Origin of the sequence: Nitrospira sp. T9 (assembly GCF_052156535.1) — a bacterium.
Lineage (GTDB): Bacteria > Nitrospirota > Nitrospiria > Nitrospirales > UBA8639 > Nitrospira_E.
In genome coordinates this window covers 235767-251758 of record NZ_JBQKUP010000032.1, presented here as the reverse complement: position 1 = coordinate 251758, position 15992 = coordinate 235767, and the positions used below count along the sequence as shown (strand labels likewise).

At 49.6% G+C, this 15992-nt stretch carries 14 protein-coding genes and 1 tRNA gene; 6 read left to right on the top strand and 9 right to left on the bottom strand.

Annotated features, from left to right (window positions below; all coding sequences use genetic code 11):
• Nucleotides 1-265: 265 nt before the first annotated feature.
• A complete protein-coding gene (locus ACTRXD_RS07955) occupies nucleotides 266-718 on the top strand; it encodes a response regulator (protein WP_442431293.1) in 453 nt (150 codons plus the stop codon).
• Here the strand turns inward: ACTRXD_RS07955 and ACTRXD_RS07950 are convergent.
• The 5 genes from ACTRXD_RS07950 to ACTRXD_RS07930 form a co-directional block, all read right to left on the bottom strand.
• A complete protein-coding gene (locus ACTRXD_RS07950; RefSeq protein WP_442431292.1) occupies nucleotides 711-1898 on the bottom strand; it encodes a THUMP domain-containing class I SAM-dependent RNA methyltransferase in 1188 nt (395 codons plus the stop codon). The genes ACTRXD_RS07955 and ACTRXD_RS07950 overlap by 8 nt on opposite strands.
• A gap of 108 nt (nucleotides 1899-2006) precedes the next feature.
• A complete protein-coding gene (locus ACTRXD_RS07945) occupies nucleotides 2007-2318 on the bottom strand; it encodes a HesB/IscA family protein (RefSeq protein WP_442431291.1) in 312 nt (103 codons plus the stop codon).
• Between the two features lie 110 nt (nucleotides 2319-2428).
• A complete protein-coding gene (locus ACTRXD_RS07940) occupies nucleotides 2429-3535 on the bottom strand; it encodes a 2-hydroxyacid dehydrogenase (RefSeq protein WP_442431290.1) in 1107 nt (368 codons plus the stop codon).
• 53 nt (nucleotides 3536-3588) lie between these two features.
• Nucleotides 3589-4593 (bottom strand): sodium:calcium antiporter, encoded by a 1005-nt coding sequence (locus ACTRXD_RS07935; protein WP_442431289.1) that lies wholly within the window; start codon nucleotides 4591-4593, stop codon nucleotides 3589-3591.
• A 237-nt stretch (nucleotides 4594-4830) separates the two neighbouring features.
• Entirely contained in the window at nucleotides 4831-5544 is a 714-nt protein-coding gene (locus ACTRXD_RS07930; protein ID WP_442431288.1) for a SprT-like domain-containing protein, read from the bottom strand.
• A gap of 182 nt (nucleotides 5545-5726) precedes the next feature.
• Between ACTRXD_RS07930 and tadA the strand changes: the two genes are divergently transcribed.
• Nucleotides 5727-6215: a tRNA adenosine(34) deaminase TadA gene (gene tadA, locus ACTRXD_RS07925; RefSeq protein ID WP_442431406.1), complete on the top strand. Its 489-nt coding sequence runs from the start codon at nucleotides 5727-5729 to the stop codon at nucleotides 6213-6215.
• A gap of 14 nt (nucleotides 6216-6229) precedes the next feature.
• Nucleotides 6230-6318, top strand: a tRNA-Ser gene (locus ACTRXD_RS07920).
• Nucleotides 6319-7220: 902 nt separating this feature from the next.
• Here ACTRXD_RS07920 and ACTRXD_RS07915 read toward each other — a convergent pair.
• Nucleotides 7221-8309, bottom strand: a complete 1089-nt coding sequence (locus ACTRXD_RS07915; RefSeq protein ID WP_442431287.1) for a cyclopropane-fatty-acyl-phospholipid synthase — start codon at nucleotides 8307-8309, stop codon at nucleotides 7221-7223.
• Between the two features lie 83 nt (nucleotides 8310-8392).
• Entirely contained in the window at nucleotides 8393-8557 is a 165-nt protein-coding gene (locus ACTRXD_RS07910) for a hypothetical protein (RefSeq protein ID WP_442431286.1), read from the bottom strand.
• Nucleotides 8558-9135: 578 nt separating this feature from the next.
• Between ACTRXD_RS07910 and ACTRXD_RS07905 the strand changes: the two genes are divergently transcribed.
• Nucleotides 9136-9456: a hypothetical protein gene (locus ACTRXD_RS07905; protein WP_442431285.1), complete on the top strand. Its 321-nt coding sequence runs from the start codon at nucleotides 9136-9138 to the stop codon at nucleotides 9454-9456.
• 317 nt (nucleotides 9457-9773) lie between these two features.
• Here the strand turns inward: ACTRXD_RS07905 and ACTRXD_RS07900 are convergent, their stop codons facing one another.
• Entirely contained in the window at nucleotides 9774-10163 is a 390-nt protein-coding gene (locus ACTRXD_RS07900) for a hypothetical protein (RefSeq protein WP_442431284.1), read from the bottom strand.
• Between the two features lie 658 nt (nucleotides 10164-10821).
• Between ACTRXD_RS07900 and ACTRXD_RS07895 the strand changes: the two genes are divergently transcribed.
• Entirely contained in the window at nucleotides 10822-12039 is a 1218-nt protein-coding gene (locus tag ACTRXD_RS07895; RefSeq protein WP_442431283.1) for an endonuclease/exonuclease/phosphatase family protein, read from the top strand.
• Between the two features lie 705 nt (nucleotides 12040-12744).
• On the opposite strand, the gene ACTRXD_RS07890 is transcribed toward ACTRXD_RS07895, so the two are convergent.
• Entirely contained in the window at nucleotides 12745-14286 is a 1542-nt protein-coding gene (locus ACTRXD_RS07890) for a multicopper oxidase family protein (protein ID WP_442431282.1), read from the bottom strand.
• 908 nt (nucleotides 14287-15194) lie between these two features.
• Here ACTRXD_RS07890 and ACTRXD_RS07885 point away from each other — a divergent pair.
• Nucleotides 15195-15947 (top strand): hypothetical protein, encoded by a 753-nt coding sequence (locus ACTRXD_RS07885; protein ID WP_442431281.1) that lies wholly within the window; start codon nucleotides 15195-15197, stop codon nucleotides 15945-15947.
• The last annotated feature ends 45 nt before the right edge of the window (nucleotides 15948-15992 follow it).

Here is a 15992-nt window from a genome sequence, read left to right as displayed (position 1 = left end):
ACGCGATTTGGTGTCCTACTTTTTCAGCTTAATGAGCCTCGATCCATTCTGCAATCAACAGAACTTGTTCCAGGCATCAGAATTCTCCTCCTCATTCTTCTTCATCAAAAATCCGTTCCAGCCGGTTTTCTCTTAATCTCAGCAAGTTTCAACCGAAAAAACAGATAGGCCAACACACGTATTTTCTGTCATATATCAGAGGTCAATCCTTCTCCGGACTGAAGTGTGGGCAGTCTGCCTCAACCAGGAAAATGAGCATCGGACCATGCGCGGAGCCGTCAAAAACACATTTAAGATCCTGACCATCGAGGATGATATCGCTCAGACAGAAGCCCTCAAAGAGGCACTGACGGTGGCCCAAATCATCTGCGTGGAGATTTTTGAGGCGGAAGACGGCGAACAGGGCACAGCCTTTTTAAATCAGGAGTACCCCTTTGTGGATGCCCCACAACCCGACCTGATTTTTCTCTCCAATCATCTCCCCGATATGTCGGGAGAAGAAATTATTAAGGGACTCCAACGCGACCGCCGCTTACAGACCATTCCGGTGGCCTTGTTTTCGGAGGAGACTCCACGCCCCTCGAAAGATTTTTCTTTCCCCCCCAATTGCCATCTTTTCAAACGACCGAAGACCTGCGACGAATGGATATATGTGCTGCGATGCATTGAAGATGTCTGGGTTTCGCTCTTAAACATGGCAGGAAAACCTCTCATCTAAGGCCTGATTTGTTCACTGCCTGTTGCCTGGCCTGCCTTGCCGATTTCCGGTTACCTCCGGCCACCATCTGAAATTCATACAGCCTCGATTCCAACGGACCATTGAACAGAGGGATTTTGCGTGACGGCGCCAAATGAATCAGTTTAGGAAGACGCGAATCGGCTGTGAGCACATAGACCCCCCACCCCGCAAACTGCTGTTTCAACAGATTCCCAAATTTCGGATACCACTCCTCCAGTTCCGACCGGTCTCCCATTCTCACTCCATAAGGAGGATTGGTCACCAGAAAACCTTTCGGGCCAGGAGGTGTCATATCCAATACATCCACCTGATCCAATTGAATATCCTCAAGACCTAAACCTTCAAGATTTCTTTTTGCCATGGTCAAGGCATTCGCATCCTCATCATAGCCAAAAATAGAAAGACTCGGACCGAGGAGGATCGGCTTGATCGACTCTTGGCGTACATAATCCCAGGTCGAGGAATCAAAATTCTTTAGGTGCCGAAAGGCAAATTCCCGCCCACGGCCCGGGGCAATTCCTTTGGCCATCAAGGCCGCCTCAATTAAAAAGGTGCCGGCGCCACACATCGGATCAAGTAAGACCTGCTCACCGGTCCAACCTGAAAGCCTGAGGATGCCTGCCGCCAGATTTTCTCGTATCGGTGCTTCACCCGCCACCTTTCGCCATCCACGCTTAAACAGCGGATCTCCGGAGGTGTCGATATACCACACCACATGCTCTGCATCGACAAAGACCACAATTTGAATATCGGGTTGTCGTTTACTCACCTCGGGGCGCGCTTGTGTCGCCCGGACAAATCGGTCACAAATGGCATCTTTCACTCGCAGTGTCGCAAACTCCAGACTCTTCAGTGGAGAATGTTGAGCAATGAGCCGAACTTTGATGTGACAATCCACGGTAAAATATTGCGGCCAGGGAAGACTTGAGGCGAGGCGATACAGGTCCTCTTCATCCCGGTACCACCCCTGCCCCACCCGCCACAAGATACGGCTGGCAATCCGACTTTCTAAGTTGAGCCGGTAACAGAGAGGAAAAGTGCCCTGGCATTCAACGCCGCCCGGTGTGGATCGAATCTCCTGCCCGCCTAATTCCTGAAGTTCTTGGCTCAGAACTTCTTCTAAGCCACGAGGACAGGTTGCAAAAAATATTTCCATCATAAGAATAATCGAGGGATATATGGTTACCGGCTAAGCTTAGCAAGAATCCTTGATGAAGAATATTCCTGCAATCGTGTTCAATGGAGAATCTATCCCATTCTGTCTACCTCATTCAGGTAGGATCAGGTTTAATTTATAAGGATCGGGGGGTTCGGGGTGGTGGAAGCTGAATCCAGCAGCCTCCTCATAATCAACCGTGACGCCCTCCAGACGTTGTGCACAGGAGCCGTCTATGGCAATGATAAGCCCTTCAATATCTAAGACCGAATCCTCCTGTGTCACGGCATCTTCAAGAGTAATGGAAAAAACAAGGACTTTGTCATCCCGGTCCCGAACGGCTAAACGCACGATGGGATCCTCGGGGTGCTCTTCGATCAAGGCTTTCAATTTTTCCCCGGCCGGTGGTGTGATGTGGATCATGATCTCTCCTCTTGACGAAACCGCCAATCGTCAGAATGACCTGCAATGTCTCGCATCTCATCGAACTCCTTTCCCAGCGTAAACAGTCATCTAGCCATTTTCCTAGAGATTCATCCCATCCCGGGCCCTGAACTGCGTGACACGCGGTAGACTTCAGGATTGACACAGTGTGGAAGCGCGTCTCCGCGTAACCCGGCAACGATATTCTCCGCGGCCATGCAGGCCATTCTGGTCCTTGTCGCCACAGACGCACTCCCCAAGTGTGGGATAACCAGACAGTTGGGGAGCGTAAGGAGCGGGTGTGTCACAGGAATGGGCTCCGGATCAGTCACATCTAAGGCTGCCCCACCAATATGGCCATGCACTAAGGCGTGATATAGGGCCGCTGAATCAACCACGCTTCCACGAGCCGTATTGATCAGAATACTTGAAGGCTTCATGGATCGAAACTCGGCTTCCCCGATCAAATGATGCGTGTGATGAGTCAGGGGGACATGCAGACTCACAAAATCCGCCCGGGCTAATGCTTCATGCAGATCAACCTCATGGAATGCCGCCCCTCCCGGTTCGCCCTGACTGGTCCCTTCAAATGAGACCTTCCGATGTATTTTGGGTTTCGCAATGGTCTGAGTGCCAGGCTTTAGTGCGACCGAAGACTGCGGTGATCCACTCACACCCTTCGGTGACGGCACCGCTAGCACATCCATTTGGAATCCTTGCGCGCGCCTAGCCATGGCCTGCCCGATCCTGCCAAATCCCACAATGCCTAACGTCGCACCATGCACATCCTGTCCCAACAAGAGATCGGGGCTCCAGGTTGTCCACTGTCCCTGTCGCACATATTCAGCCCCCTCGACGATTCGTCTGGCCGCAGAAAGGAGCAAAGCAAAAGCCAAATCCGCGGTTGTTTCGGTTAAAATACCCGGCGTGTGCCCAACCGGAATCCCACGGGCTGTACAGGCTCCAACATCAATATGATCATATCCGACGGCCATGGTGCTGATCACCCGAAGCCGTTTTCCAACCTGAAGCACCTCACGATCAATCCGGTCCGTTAACAGGCAATACAGCCCCCCTGCCTCAGGAAGATGATCCAACAACCATTTCCGGTCAACGGGGCAATCGTGTTCCCAGCACACTAGATCGGCCTGTGCCCCTAATACCTCCCAAGCCTGTTGTGGGAGACGTCGCGTGACAACAACTATCGGAAGGGCCATCGCTATGCTCTTTTTCTTTGGCTCATCATGCTTGAACCTCTCAAACCCTGGCCTTACCAGAAAAGCACTGAAACCACAAACATCACGTAACACAGACCGTTCATAACCAGATGAATGGGCTTCAACACGCCCCGCCGTACCACCCAGGTCAAATAGCAGGCCGCCACCAACGTCATCGCCATTCCCATGAGAATTTCATGTTGCGGCACCCAGGCTGTCAGCATAATTCCCAAGGCCGGCAATAAACTCCCCTGAAAGACCATGGCCCCCGTAATATTCCCGACAGCCAGGGTATCCCGATCGCGCCGGATCCAAATAATGCTATTCACTTTTTCAGGCAATTCAGTCGCAATTGGAATAATGAGGAGAGACAGGGCTAAGGCCGATATTCCCCACTTGGGGGCAAGCTGTTCAATCCCATACACAAAACCTTTCGCCCCCAAGACAATGAGGCCCAGGCCGCATCCCACTTGAAACAAGATCATCATTAAATTATCGGGAAGCCCCGCGATGGTCATATAAAGCGGATGGTCCGCCTCGGTCCCATGTCCATCATCCACTAAATTGGCTGAAGATCGAATAGTTTGATACAAATACACCACATACAGGATAACCAGCGCACCTGCAATGCCAGGCCGCACCCAACCCCACTCCTGGGGAACAAACACGGCAATCACTCCCAGACAAAACGCCCAGTTAAACCAGAGCAAATCGCGGGCGAATCCGATTGGCTCAGGATTTAACGTGCCATGCCACCCTCTTTTCCGTGCGGCAAAGAACCCCAACAGAAAGAAGGCTAATGTGGCCAGCATCAGGGGGGCCCCGAGAATAGCCCCCACTCCCACTTCGTGCCGCAACGTTTCAGAACCCGATGACAACAGGATGGCAAAGATAGGCACCATCGTTTCCGGTAATGCTGTTCCCACCGCTGCAAATACCGAACCGGTGACGCCTTCCGAAATCCCGAGTCGCTCTCCAAAATGTTCTAAACTGTTGGTAAACGCCTCCGCCCCTAACAAAATGACGACCAAGGATGCGAAGAGAATCAGGATGTCCATTTAGAGAACGTACCATCTCTTTTTATTATTAAAAAAATCAAACGAGCATACAAAATTTCATAATAATTTCATATAATTACGCACACTAAGGTAACGCGATTTTCCTTCAGGCATCTCCCACCGTCCCCGGGACGCCCCCCCACCTTGCCATCTGGAAATTTATTCTTCTACACTCCATCTATGGACAACATCACAACAGGTCTCTTGCTCGTCCTAAGTACCATTGTGATTTATGCTCTAATCATTCGTTGGTGGCGCCATCGCCGGGCCGCCAAACTCGCTGATAAACTCCTCGCGGAAGTCATCCGGGGTAAAGACGCCTTTCGTCGATAAGGCTTCAGCGTCCTTCATTCCACTCACACACAACATCTGCATAGTCGATTCATCCTCTGCCTGATGTCCTCCGCGATTCACGCCTCTCCCATCAATCGTTTCTTCATGGGGTTTTTGAGTGTGATCTAACTCAACTTCTACAAGCTTTCCTCGACATCGGCTACAAATATGTCGACTCGGAATAATCGTACGTCGTTGCCGATGGTAGGCCATTCCGCATTGTAGACACTGCCAGGCATAACGATGATGTCTTTGAACAGCCACATTCAACTGGTGGCGAACGGTCACCCCGAGTCCCGCCGCATTCATCCGGTGCATCATTGCTCGAAATTCGGCCCCATGGGACGGGCGATGCTTCCGTATATCAAACTGCCATTGGTGAATCATTTCATGTGCCAATGTTCGTCGGAGCTCTTCTTCGGGTTGATCGCGAAGCAAGGGAGCGGACAGCCGAATCACTCGAGCCGCCCCTTGTCGATACTCACGTGAGGCCCACCAGCTTCTTGGGCCAATCTGACTCACAAACAGCCCGGCCGATGCGGTTAATCGTGTGCTCCACTCAATGGTAATCAGAGGTAACCGGTTCTCAAAAAAGTGGTGGGCAAGACTCTGCCACATGGCTTGCACCTTTTCCAAAGAAACGAGCCTCTGACGCATGATACTGGCAGGAGAGTTCACTAGAATTTCCAGGTGGGTTGGCTATACATCACGTAGTGGCTATGTTAACCTTTTTTGTTCCCTTTCGGAACAAAAACTTTCACTCAGTCCATCATCATTCAACTGTACTTTTTTATTTGACGATGGAGATATTGGATCCCACCACGGATAGTCAATTCATGCGCATGGCCTTGGACTTGGCCCATCAAGCCTTTCGTGCGGAAGAAGTCCCGGTTGGAGCGGTGCTGGTCCAGAATAAACAAATCCTTGCAACCGGCTTTAATCAACGGGAGAGCACACAAGATCCGACCGCCCATGCCGAACTCATGGCCATTCGATCCGCTTCGATGGCACTGGGGTCCTGGCGTCTGACAGACACCACCCTCTATGTGACATTGGAACCCTGCGCCATGTGTGCAGGAGCCATCATTCAGGCTAGAATTGCCCGAGTCGTGTTTGGCACATGGGATCCGAAGGCCGGCGCCTGTGGGTCAATCTGCAATCTCACGGCAGAGACCAGGTTTAATCACCGGGTGAAAGTAGACTCAGATATCATGGCAGATGATTGTCGAGCGATCTTACAGGATTTTTTTCAGCACCTACGGAGTAACCAACCAGTTCCCACCGCATAACATAAGACGAACACGGAGAGGTGCGAGAGTGGCCGATTCGGACGGTCTCGAAAACCGTTGTCCTCACAAGGGACCGTGGGTTCAAATCCCACCCTCTCCGCCAGCCATTGCTGCAGCATAAGAACAACAAGTGGAAAGCGGAGCAACCAAATCAGGATCTCACATCAAAGAGGGTGGGATTTGAACAGGGGTTTTGAAGGGGATACTTCCCCTTCAAGGGGTGACCGGAGCCGTGCGAAGGCACGAGGGGGCATGGCCCCCTAGTGGGAGTGCGGGATTAACCAGATCCGCACGACTTCAAATTCCCACCCTCTCCGCCAGCCTTCGCGCTCGCCGCCGTAGCCAGCTTTGGCGCGCAAGCGGCTAAAGCTTCGGCTGGCAAGCCGGCGAAGAAATACCCAAGACCGCACCAAGTAAACTACCGAAGTAAGAGATGCGAAGGCTGTCCGTGGAAGTCTTGCAGCCCACAATCAATAGCTGAGCTTACTTTCACTTTAGAAATTGGGTTCATGAGTAGCAAGATCGACGTAGTGACGAAGGCGGACTCCCATGATTCCTCTATCATGAAGCATGTCAATCTCATCAGAAGCCAGAAGCGAATCAAATCCTAAACAGAATTACATTGGTATTACTTCCGATTTAAAAATACGATTGATTGTTCACAACAGCGGCCTCTATTCATACTTCCAAATTCACCCCTTGGAACTCGTAACCTATAGCTGATTTTCTGATGTCTCAAAGGCCCTTGAGTTCGAATGCTCCCTCAAGACAGGCTCTGGTCGTGCATTTGCCAGGAAAAGGCTTTGGTAAGATGGACAAGTGTACAGCAAAATCAGCTTCTCACCGCATTTTGGGAATACTCCTAACACGTCCGCGAGGTAGGCTCCCTGATCGACGCTTTCTACCACAAATGCCCTTACGGCAACCGTATTCTCTAGAGAAAACGGTGTGGTTGGTAGTTGGGGCTTTGTTATGTGTTATCCAGGGCAGGCAGCCAACCCCGCGTTAAATTGAATATACCCGCGTCAGCAATACCCCCAGAGAAATGAAATGAAACTCGTAGCGCTCAGGGTCGGCCGCGAATCGCTTCGTCATTCGGGCGTACAGCTCGTCGATCAGCTGTGGCCGATCCGGGGTGTTTGGCAAGCCGGACGTCACAACGGGCTCCGAGAACGCGCGAATGAATCCGGCGTAGCTTTCGGCCCAGGCGCGGGGGTCCCCACTGCGGGCGAATTCCTCGTTGAAGGGGACTCGACAGTCGCGGGCCTCGGCCTTATCGACGCGGAACGCCGACGGCTCCCCGCTTTCTCCGGTCGGCGGCAACAACTCCGAAAGCGATCGATAGTAGACGGGAAAGATGAAATTCTCGTAGACGTCGCGCGTCAGGAGACCCTCCTCCACCATGTCCAACATCGCATCGCTTAGACCGTCAATAATTCCATTTGCGGTGTCGTGCACGTCGTTGCGTCCGAAGACTTGAACCAGTAGCTTTCCGCCGGGCTTCAACTCGGCCGCACGAGACCGATAGAAATTTAGGATGTCTTCCCGGGCTTGCTGAGTGAAAGCCGCTCTTTCTTCCGGGCTCACGGAAACACCCTCGCGAAAGGCACGCTGCGCCGGGGGCGACGGAGAGATGAACCGCGGCAGGCGCGTCGGGGGCAACGCCGACAGCCAGCCCACCGCATTGAAGGTCGTCGCGATGTCAAGGCTCGAAGCCGGAGCGACACGCTCGAAGAGTGATCCGCCGACGGCAGCGGGATAGATACCGGCAGTGCGAGTTGAGAGCGTCGCATTGGGAAAGAGGTTGGCGAAAAGTTGATTAAAGTCGTTTGTCGGCAGATCATCGAAGAAAGTCCAGATGTCGGCCGGGGTACGATCGCGTAGCGCCTCAATGATCGCCCCTACAGCATGAATCGCGTTGGCGCCTTCCGACGAGCCGAGGTCAAGCAACGCGATCGGCGTGCCGTTCGTCGACAGGTGCAAATCGGACATGGCGTCTACAATCCAGGGAAGGAATTCGTCCATCGCCGCGCGCTGCCCCGATGAGTGCGCATCGTAGAAGCCTCCCCCTCTCATACCAGTTGTGCTCGCCATACCGAGGTCTCCTGCCCCTCGCGGGGCATTGTTCATTAAACTTGATGTGAACACATTGAGACGGGTTTCTCTCACCCCTTTATTCAGACCCATTCCTTCCAGCCCCGAAAGGCCTGGCTGCGCAGTAGGCGATAGTTGACCGTCTGTATTTGCATGCGTGGGAGTTTCACAAGCATAGCAATATTCTTACCGTCTTGGCCCACGGCTCGCCGCAAATGGTGCGGTTGTCCCTGAATGACATTACACATGTTATCGAGTTACCAAGTATCACACGAACGATCTTTTCGTTTCTTGAGTTTGCATGCAGAGGCAGGGCAAAATTCCTGACACCATCGAGGAGGGGTTCCATAGCTGGCAATAAAGCATCGTTTTACCAGAAGCTCCTCCACCTCCCGAAACCTCAATCAGAATCGATGGTACAACCACTTCGCATGACGATTAATTCAGTCGGAAAACAATGGCGTTGATAGCCGGGCGTTTTGGAATTCAGGCCCCGAGTGTGCCAAACATGCGTTAAATTGACAATACCTTCGAAAGCCCCAGTGTTTGAACACTCCATCAAGACCGGTGCGGGGAGCGCGTTCGCCGGGAAGGCTCTGGCAATGGAAATGTTTCCCCTTCATGGGGTGATCCCGGAGATTCCCACCCGGGAAAAGACCTCCACTATGCCGCAGCGTGAACAGCAACGGGCGACGGCGTCAGAAACTGTTTTTTCATTACCTATTTGATGAATTGCCTTTCATTGCGAATCTTGCAACGCTACCCCTGATTCAAATGAAAGGCGATTCGGGCACATCTTTTTCCCCATTTACAGGAGGACGGCCGCATGCGAGCAATAATATTCTTTGGATGTTTCCTAGGTCTGACAGGCAGTGCCTGGGCTCAATTGGGGGAGGATACCTGGCGACCAGCGACCCAGCTTCACCCGACTCCCCCAAGATCATACTATGACCAAACCCCTATCCCTTCTTCCCCAGCGTCGTCGCAAAGCTTCGATACGTGGTACCAACAACAGCGTGTACAACTTCAGCAACAACACGATCGTTACCGGCAGGAGGCCCTACAACATGACTTAAACCAAATGAACCGCCTGCGGACATATGATCGACTGCGTTGGGGACCCCTCCAACCCTATTCACCATATTAAGCTGTGGCGGATAGGTTCTTACTCTACCATCTTCTTCTCTGCCCGGGCATGGAGAATCCTTAATTACCTCTGACAAAGCGTGTCTCTGGGAGGGGATTTGACACCGTAAGTCAATCTGAACTGATTCCCTACCTCGATTCAGTAATCTGAATGTGGGTCATTCAACCAATTTTCAATCTGTGCGTTCCTGATTTTTTGAACAATTTAAATTAATTTGACCGTACCCACTCAATGCTCGCGAGGGCATGATTCCCAAGATTGCCGCAGGGGCCAAGGCTCCTTCAACAGTAGGCCCTGCCAGTTTTTAGAATGCACCCTTATCTTTTGCACAAGTTTTTGGTTTGATCTGCCCACTGTCCCGTATAGGTCCATCCACACACCACGCCGTTATTGTCATAATAAAAAATACGTTTTGGGTGGAAAGAATCACCTGTTGAATCTCCTGAATCCACCCAATGGCAGAATTCTCCATGTTCATCCCACAACATGCACATCACCGGATCACCCATTTTTTTGATTTGTTCTTCCTTGCTTTTCCCCAGCCACATGTCCAAATCCTTCTCAACACCGGCAAGAGTGGCGACGCCCTCCATTTCGTAGTACATACCGCAACCAAAAAGAGAAAGCCCCAGAAGGGTAAGGTCCAACACGATGTTTCCTATCCAAAGCATAGAGAATTTCTGAACACGGCATAATTTCGTACCCATCAGGACCTCCTCGTCGAGACCGTTTTTTTACCCGGGAAACCTGGACCATCTGTGGATTGGTGGGTTCCTCCATCTTGTTTTTTCCTTGGTGGGGCGTCGGAAGATACAACCAACGCATTGCAGTTATAACTAGACATCCCACAGGGCTTTCGACCATGGTAGAGTGTGGCTTCCTGATTCCTGGTCAGCATCTGCTCCGCTTCCGTGTTACCAAGTTCTGCCCCACCTTTCAAGGGACCATGAAGGCGGTTGGGGTCACCCTTCTCAAATTACCCGCACGCATTCCGAATCTGAATGACCATGCCGAACGTTGTGTGAGGTCTGTGGAGGAGGAAGTCCGGTCAGGTGTCATTCAGTTTAGTGAAAGTGCCATCCGAAAAGTGTTCAACGAGTATGGTACCCATTATCATCAGAAGTGCCACCATCAAAGGAAAAGCCCAACCGCCATTTGTAAACCCATTTCAAGATGTATGGCCGCCTCACTGTTAGGGATTATGCCAATCGCCAAAAGCGGCAGGGTCAGCAATTCACCTTGGATAGGTAAAGAACGGTGTGAGTTCATGTGAGGAACACTTGATTTTAAATCTGAGGTTAGTAAAGTAGGGGCAAATTAATTGTGGGAGTTGAAAACCTTGGTTCCTCTGATGAGAAAGTCGTTATGAATATGAGTTCGGGAATAGAAAAGGAGTTGTGGAATATGGCCATACCAAAATGCGCAATGAGAGGGATCTTTTTACTGAGCATTTTATTGATAGGTTTCAGTTACGAAATTTCAAGGGCAGAAAGTTTCACACCACGAGAAGAATGTTCTCCGGACCAATCGGAATCATCGGTACCTGTGCCCTGTACTGTTCGATTTCTGACTTACAATGTTCATGGAATTTCTCCGATCCTGAATTCCATGTATGTCGGGATACCTGTGAGCAATGATGATACCCGAAGTGGTCTGATGGCCTGGTTGCTCATGGATTATGATTTCATTTTATTACAAGAAGATTTTGAATTTCACCGGCAAATTGTCCATGAATTCACCTATGAGCTCATAGAACAGGGGAACGGGCCACGGATAGCGCTGGCCCCATTGTGGCTGATCACCCTTCCCATTAAAATCGCCAATGTCGGGTTTCAGTTATTTGATAGTCCCGGCATTCCTTTTCGTGTTCCCTATGGGTCGGGGCTGACCATAGCTTCTCCCTACTATAAAGCTATGGAAGAGGGAGTCACACAGGTACCGCTTCCATATTGTGAAGGATGGTTGACCAGGAAAAATGATTGCTGGTCGACCAAAGGGCTTCTTCGAGTGCCGGTTCGTCTTCCGAATGGCGCAGAATTTGACGTGTATAATACGCACCTGGATGCCGGGAGAGATGAGGAAGACCGAATTGTTCGAAAAAAGCAGATTCAATTCCTTGCAAAATGTATCAAGAAATTATCGAAAGATCGGGCCTTCATTTTGGGCGGGGATTTCAACTCACAATATGACCATAAGGGAAAGGAGGCCTCAGGAAAAGACTATGAAATTTTAAAAGACTTTCTCCTTGAGGAGTTGGCCCTCAATGACAGCAAGGCACGTCCAGAACCCAATGGCTACTGGAAAAATCGAGTGGACTACATTTTTTATCGAGAAGGTCAAGGAGCGAAGATTGAGTTAATCGGCTCCGGAGGGGAAGATCAACGTTTCCGGCATCCTGTTAACCGAGGCAGACAATCTCCTAATCCTAATGAAAAGTATGGAGATTTTCTTAGCGACCATCCTGCCATTCGGGCGGAATTCAAAATTTTACCGTCGGTACCCTCCACTCATTCTTCATGGGATGGGGAAAGAGATTCGTGTGCAGAAGAACCTGTGAAGGAGAAGATGGAGATTGTTTGGTAAGACCAACCGTTGTTGTCAGAAGAGGGTTAACCCAATTTTGAAAATCCCAATGCGATATTAGGCTGTGCGAGTTGATTTTTTTGAGTAACGGTTGTAGGAGACGATCCTCAAAATAAACAAATAAACAGATGTTGTCTCGGATGATGTGATTTGTCTTATGGGAGTGTTAAATAATAAAGATGTTCAAGGGCAAATTTGCCCAGGATTAGATTACTCATCAAGGCTCCGGGTCGGTTCAAAAAAGCATGCCCTGAGTCTTCCCGAAGGGTCTGTCCAGCAGGGCCGCAGCCGTTTTTACGCGCGGAGCGTACGCCGAGTACGTGAGCACGGGAAAATGGCGAGCACGCCGCTGGCGGCTTTTTTCAACAGACCCCTTATGGTCAAAAAATACGAACTCGCTGTTTCTCGAAAGAGTATCTCATAAACTCAGCACTTCTCTCACAATTGTCTGGTACTCTGTAGGGAGGGTTTTCTGAAGACCCTGGAGAAAAATGTGGGCCGCATGCCCAACACCGACATCCAGGTCGGCCGAAGACGCATGGAAAGATAAGGTAGCATCGCCTTTTCCTCTCCTTCTCAGGAATCAAGCCGGCATCTATGCCACTGTGTGGATAGGCCTCCCATCCGAACCAGCAGAATTAGTTATCGGTGAAGCCGTTACCCTGTCAATGGGATCCACCCCTGCTACCGAATTTCAGTAATCGTTTAATTCACAACTTCGACGACTGCCATCATTCCATTGTCCTCATGGGCACCAATATGACAATGCGCAACAAATTTGCCGACGATAATAGGATCCCGAAAATCAATGAGTACCTTGACTTCTCCAGGAACGTCTCCTGTTTGAAATGGAATATTCACCGTATCCTGATGGCCGATGAATTCTTGTCGTACCCCGTTTATTTCCACTACCTGGAAATCAGTTTGGTGTATATGAAAGACATGAAATTCTTTGGTCACATTTTGTATCGTCCACTCTTCAATAAATCCAACTGGAACCGTAAAGTCCACCCGGTTGATATTGAATTGTTTCTCGTTCACAAAAAACGAGTTGCCGTCGTTGTCCTCGGAAAAGACGAAGGATCTTCGCTTGCCTGGTGGTATCGGCTGAGCATCCCTGAAATCTTCCACAGGAGGGAAGTCTCTGGGAATTCTCATGGTATGATCGGGATGTCCTGATGAAACCAATGTGGCCAGTGTCGCCTCCGGATATTGGTCGCCGGCAGGCCCGGTGGTCAGGGCCTGGGTACGCAAGGTATAAACTCCAGGTTTTTCCCCTCTAACGAAAAACTCGACACGGGAACTCGGCGGCAATAAGATCTCTTCACGGCGCCATATTCTGTTCTGACGATTACCATCTCTTGCAATTTGAAAAAATTCATGCCGGTCTAGCGTCAATTTGTAATAAATGTCGGGACCGATATTCCCAACCCTCCAAAACTGCAACTCGCCTGGACGAATGTTCATCCGTGGGTTAACGAGACCATTCACCATGCGTGTGGTACCGGCATTGCTATCAATTTGCAGTGGAATGGTGCCTTCATCGGTAATCTGGATGTCCTTAAGAAGAAGGATTTGTTCCTGGATTCCCTGTAATTCCGGGAAAGGGTCCAGAATGCCGTCTACAATAAGTCCTCCTGACATTCCACTCATGATTTGGAATTCAGTGTTCCCCTTCGTTGGCGCATCGGGATTCAGTTGCGGCAAATGTCCATGCGGGTGATACCAAAACAATCCCTGAGGATGGTTTTTCGGAACGGATATGCTGTAATTGAATTGCCCGTCAGCCGGGACTTGCATAAAAATGTCATCGCTGCCGGGTTGTGGGGAAACATTCCATCCATGGGTATGGAGATTGGTTTGTTCAAGAAGATCGTCGGACAATTTATTGATAAGGCGGAGATAGAGGGTATCGCCGGGCTTGACTCTTAACGTCTGGGGAATATACAGCCCATTATACGATCGCAGGAGAACGTTTCGGCCTGCGACAACTTTTTCATGTCGGTTAACAACCAACTCTGTATCGAGTACCCCGCCAATGCTCGACTCCTGGGGAGGATTGGCAAATTTTGGCTGAGTGATTTGGTCGCCCTCGCCATGATGATGTCGATCCCGATCATGATGTCGGTCCCTATTATGATGACGGTTTTCAAATTCGGAACCGGCTGATGACGAACCCGCAACCAAAAAAATCAGAAGGAACAATAACTGCACATTGTGTAATACTGCTTGTCTGGGATTTTTCATACACGTTCTCCTTTCCCAAGGCCATGCAAAGCATTATTTCCTTTGTGAGAAGTCCAGGAATTTCGAGCCGCCGTGTTACAACAAGGCCCATCAACAAAAACGATCTGAACGTATTTTTACAGATTCCTTGCTCCCTTCCTCCACGCACGTCGATGGGAAGAAAGTAAAAAGAAGATCAATAGAATACAGCTTTTGAAATGTCAAGTGGACTGAGGTTTGACGGGCTACTATGCCGTAAATCCAATACCCCTCTTTTGGGGGATATGGTCTAGAACGGATGCTCCTCGGTAATTGGGACCGGTTCGCATTTAAACCGAATCCTCGATCATGAGTTGAACGATCTCCTGCCTACACTCCTAGTTCGTACCTCCTCCGTTTTTCCCTGATCTACCTCCCCACAATATGAGACTATTCCAACGCGCCCGAAAGACAGGAGAAAAACCCGAAGGGAAAGAATGGTCTCTGCCGCAATAAGAGCAAAAAGACTGAAGAATTAATCTTGTTGAGGAAGTGGGAGAGAAAGCTTTTTCAGCTCGTTCATCAATACGTAGTGGATTCGCTGGACACGATATCGCCAATTTCCCCAAAGACGCCTAGGGTGAACCTCCCTGCGTCCTTTATACGGCTCCATTCATTCTCTGGCCAATAAGCCAAATCCTGGCTATATTAAAATAAATAGCCGTTAAGGCCTATTTACGGCTGACTTGTTATTGGATTGCCTCGGTGCCCTGGAACAGAAAGCCAGCTTTTTTATTCAATCCCAATCTGCCGGAAACCGGTTTTTGAAGAACAGCCAGCAAATAAATTGATGCGTGTATAAGCAGAAATGGGAAAAGATTCATGCCGTTTATTTTTTTTCATGAATCTCCTAATGTGGAAAACCTACCCCTTACTTGTGGAGGTTGTGTATGGGGTTGTTAAAAAAACTACGGGGTATGTTCAATCGCAGAAAAACAATATCCACCAACCCGCTTTATGAAATTGTTCTGACTCATATACAAAAAGACATCAATGAATCACCACATGAGTGTATTCAAAAACTTTCTGAAGCATCGAAGGAAAAGATCCTTCAGGAAATTGACAATGTGACAGAATCCCTATGGCAGGCTCCCGATAGAATATTGGCCAACCGTGAAGGGTTGCTTGAGTCCATGTTACACCAGGTGGATTGTGAAATATTTATGATTGAGCCCGGCCATAAGCTATCCGGTTTCAATGGTATTTCTGGCAAATTGAAAGACTTCCTGTCCGAATTTGTCCAAAAACGCATAGACACTGGAGAATTTGACTGGAAGCAAAAAACGAGACCCACAAAAGATGAGGCCTATATGTTGGTGTGCAGCAAATGGTTGAGGGCCAATCAATATTGCAAAATATTTAATGAAATTCGGCTTTATTTAAATGATTATCATACGAATCAGGAGCGAGACTGGTTCTTTCCCCTTCAATGTGCCTCGGCAGCGTTTACAGAATATAATTTTCGCAAAGAATATGGCCTCACACAGATCATTGATAGTGCTCGAGCCCTTCAATATGGGTCCTTTCTTGAAATCGTTTCAAAAGGCCACAAAGACCCCTTAGAAGAATGGGAAAAGACCTATCATGAATTATTCCCTCTACATTCTTCGTCTTATGCTGAGGCCAGGAATGGGAAAGACTAGGCCAATAATTTTCCTCAGCTAAAAAGGAGTCACCAGCAAACAAAT

Bases quoted from the DNA above. Each gene is read 5' to 3' on its own strand.
- ACTRXD_RS07905 (WP_442431285.1), top strand. From the start codon at position 9,136: ATGCGAGCAATAATATTCTTTGGATGTTTCCTAGGTCTGACAGGCAGT.
- ACTRXD_RS07895 (WP_442431283.1), top strand. From the start codon at position 10,822: ATGAATATGAGTTCGGGAATAGAAAAGGAGTTGTGGAATATGGCCATA.
- ACTRXD_RS07940 (WP_442431290.1), bottom strand. From the start codon at position 3,535: ATGGCCCTTCCGATAGTTGTTGTCACGCGACGTCTCCCACAACAGGCT.
- ACTRXD_RS07935 (WP_442431289.1), bottom strand. From the start codon at position 4,593: ATGGACATCCTGATTCTCTTCGCATCCTTGGTCGTCATTTTGTTAGGG.
- ACTRXD_RS07890 (WP_442431282.1), bottom strand. From the start codon at position 14,286: ATGAAAAATCCCAGACAAGCAGTATTACACAATGTGCAGTTATTGTTC.
- ACTRXD_RS07910 (WP_442431286.1), bottom strand. From the start codon at position 8,557: ATGTGTAATGTCATTCAGGGACAACCGCACCATTTGCGGCGAGCCGTG.
- tadA (WP_442431406.1), top strand. From the start codon at position 5,727: ATGGAGATATTGGATCCCACCACGGATAGTCAATTCATGCGCATGGCC.
- ACTRXD_RS07900 (WP_442431284.1), bottom strand. From the start codon at position 10,163: ATGGGTACGAAATTATGCCGTGTTCAGAAATTCTCTATGCTTTGGATA.
- ACTRXD_RS07945 (WP_442431291.1), bottom strand. From the start codon at position 2,318: ATGATCCACATCACACCACCGGCCGGGGAAAAATTGAAAGCCTTGATC.
- ACTRXD_RS07885 (WP_442431281.1), top strand. From the start codon at position 15,195: ATGGGGTTGTTAAAAAAACTACGGGGTATGTTCAATCGCAGAAAAACA.
- ACTRXD_RS07930 (WP_442431288.1), bottom strand. From the start codon at position 5,544: ATGTGGCAGAGTCTTGCCCACCACTTTTTTGAGAACCGGTTACCTCTG.
- ACTRXD_RS07955 (WP_442431293.1), top strand. From the start codon at position 266: ATGCGCGGAGCCGTCAAAAACACATTTAAGATCCTGACCATCGAGGAT.
- ACTRXD_RS07950 (WP_442431292.1), bottom strand. From the start codon at position 1,898: ATGATGGAAATATTTTTTGCAACCTGTCCTCGTGGCTTAGAAGAAGTT.
- ACTRXD_RS07915 (WP_442431287.1), bottom strand. From the start codon at position 8,309: ATGGCGAGCACAACTGGTATGAGAGGGGGAGGCTTCTACGATGCGCAC.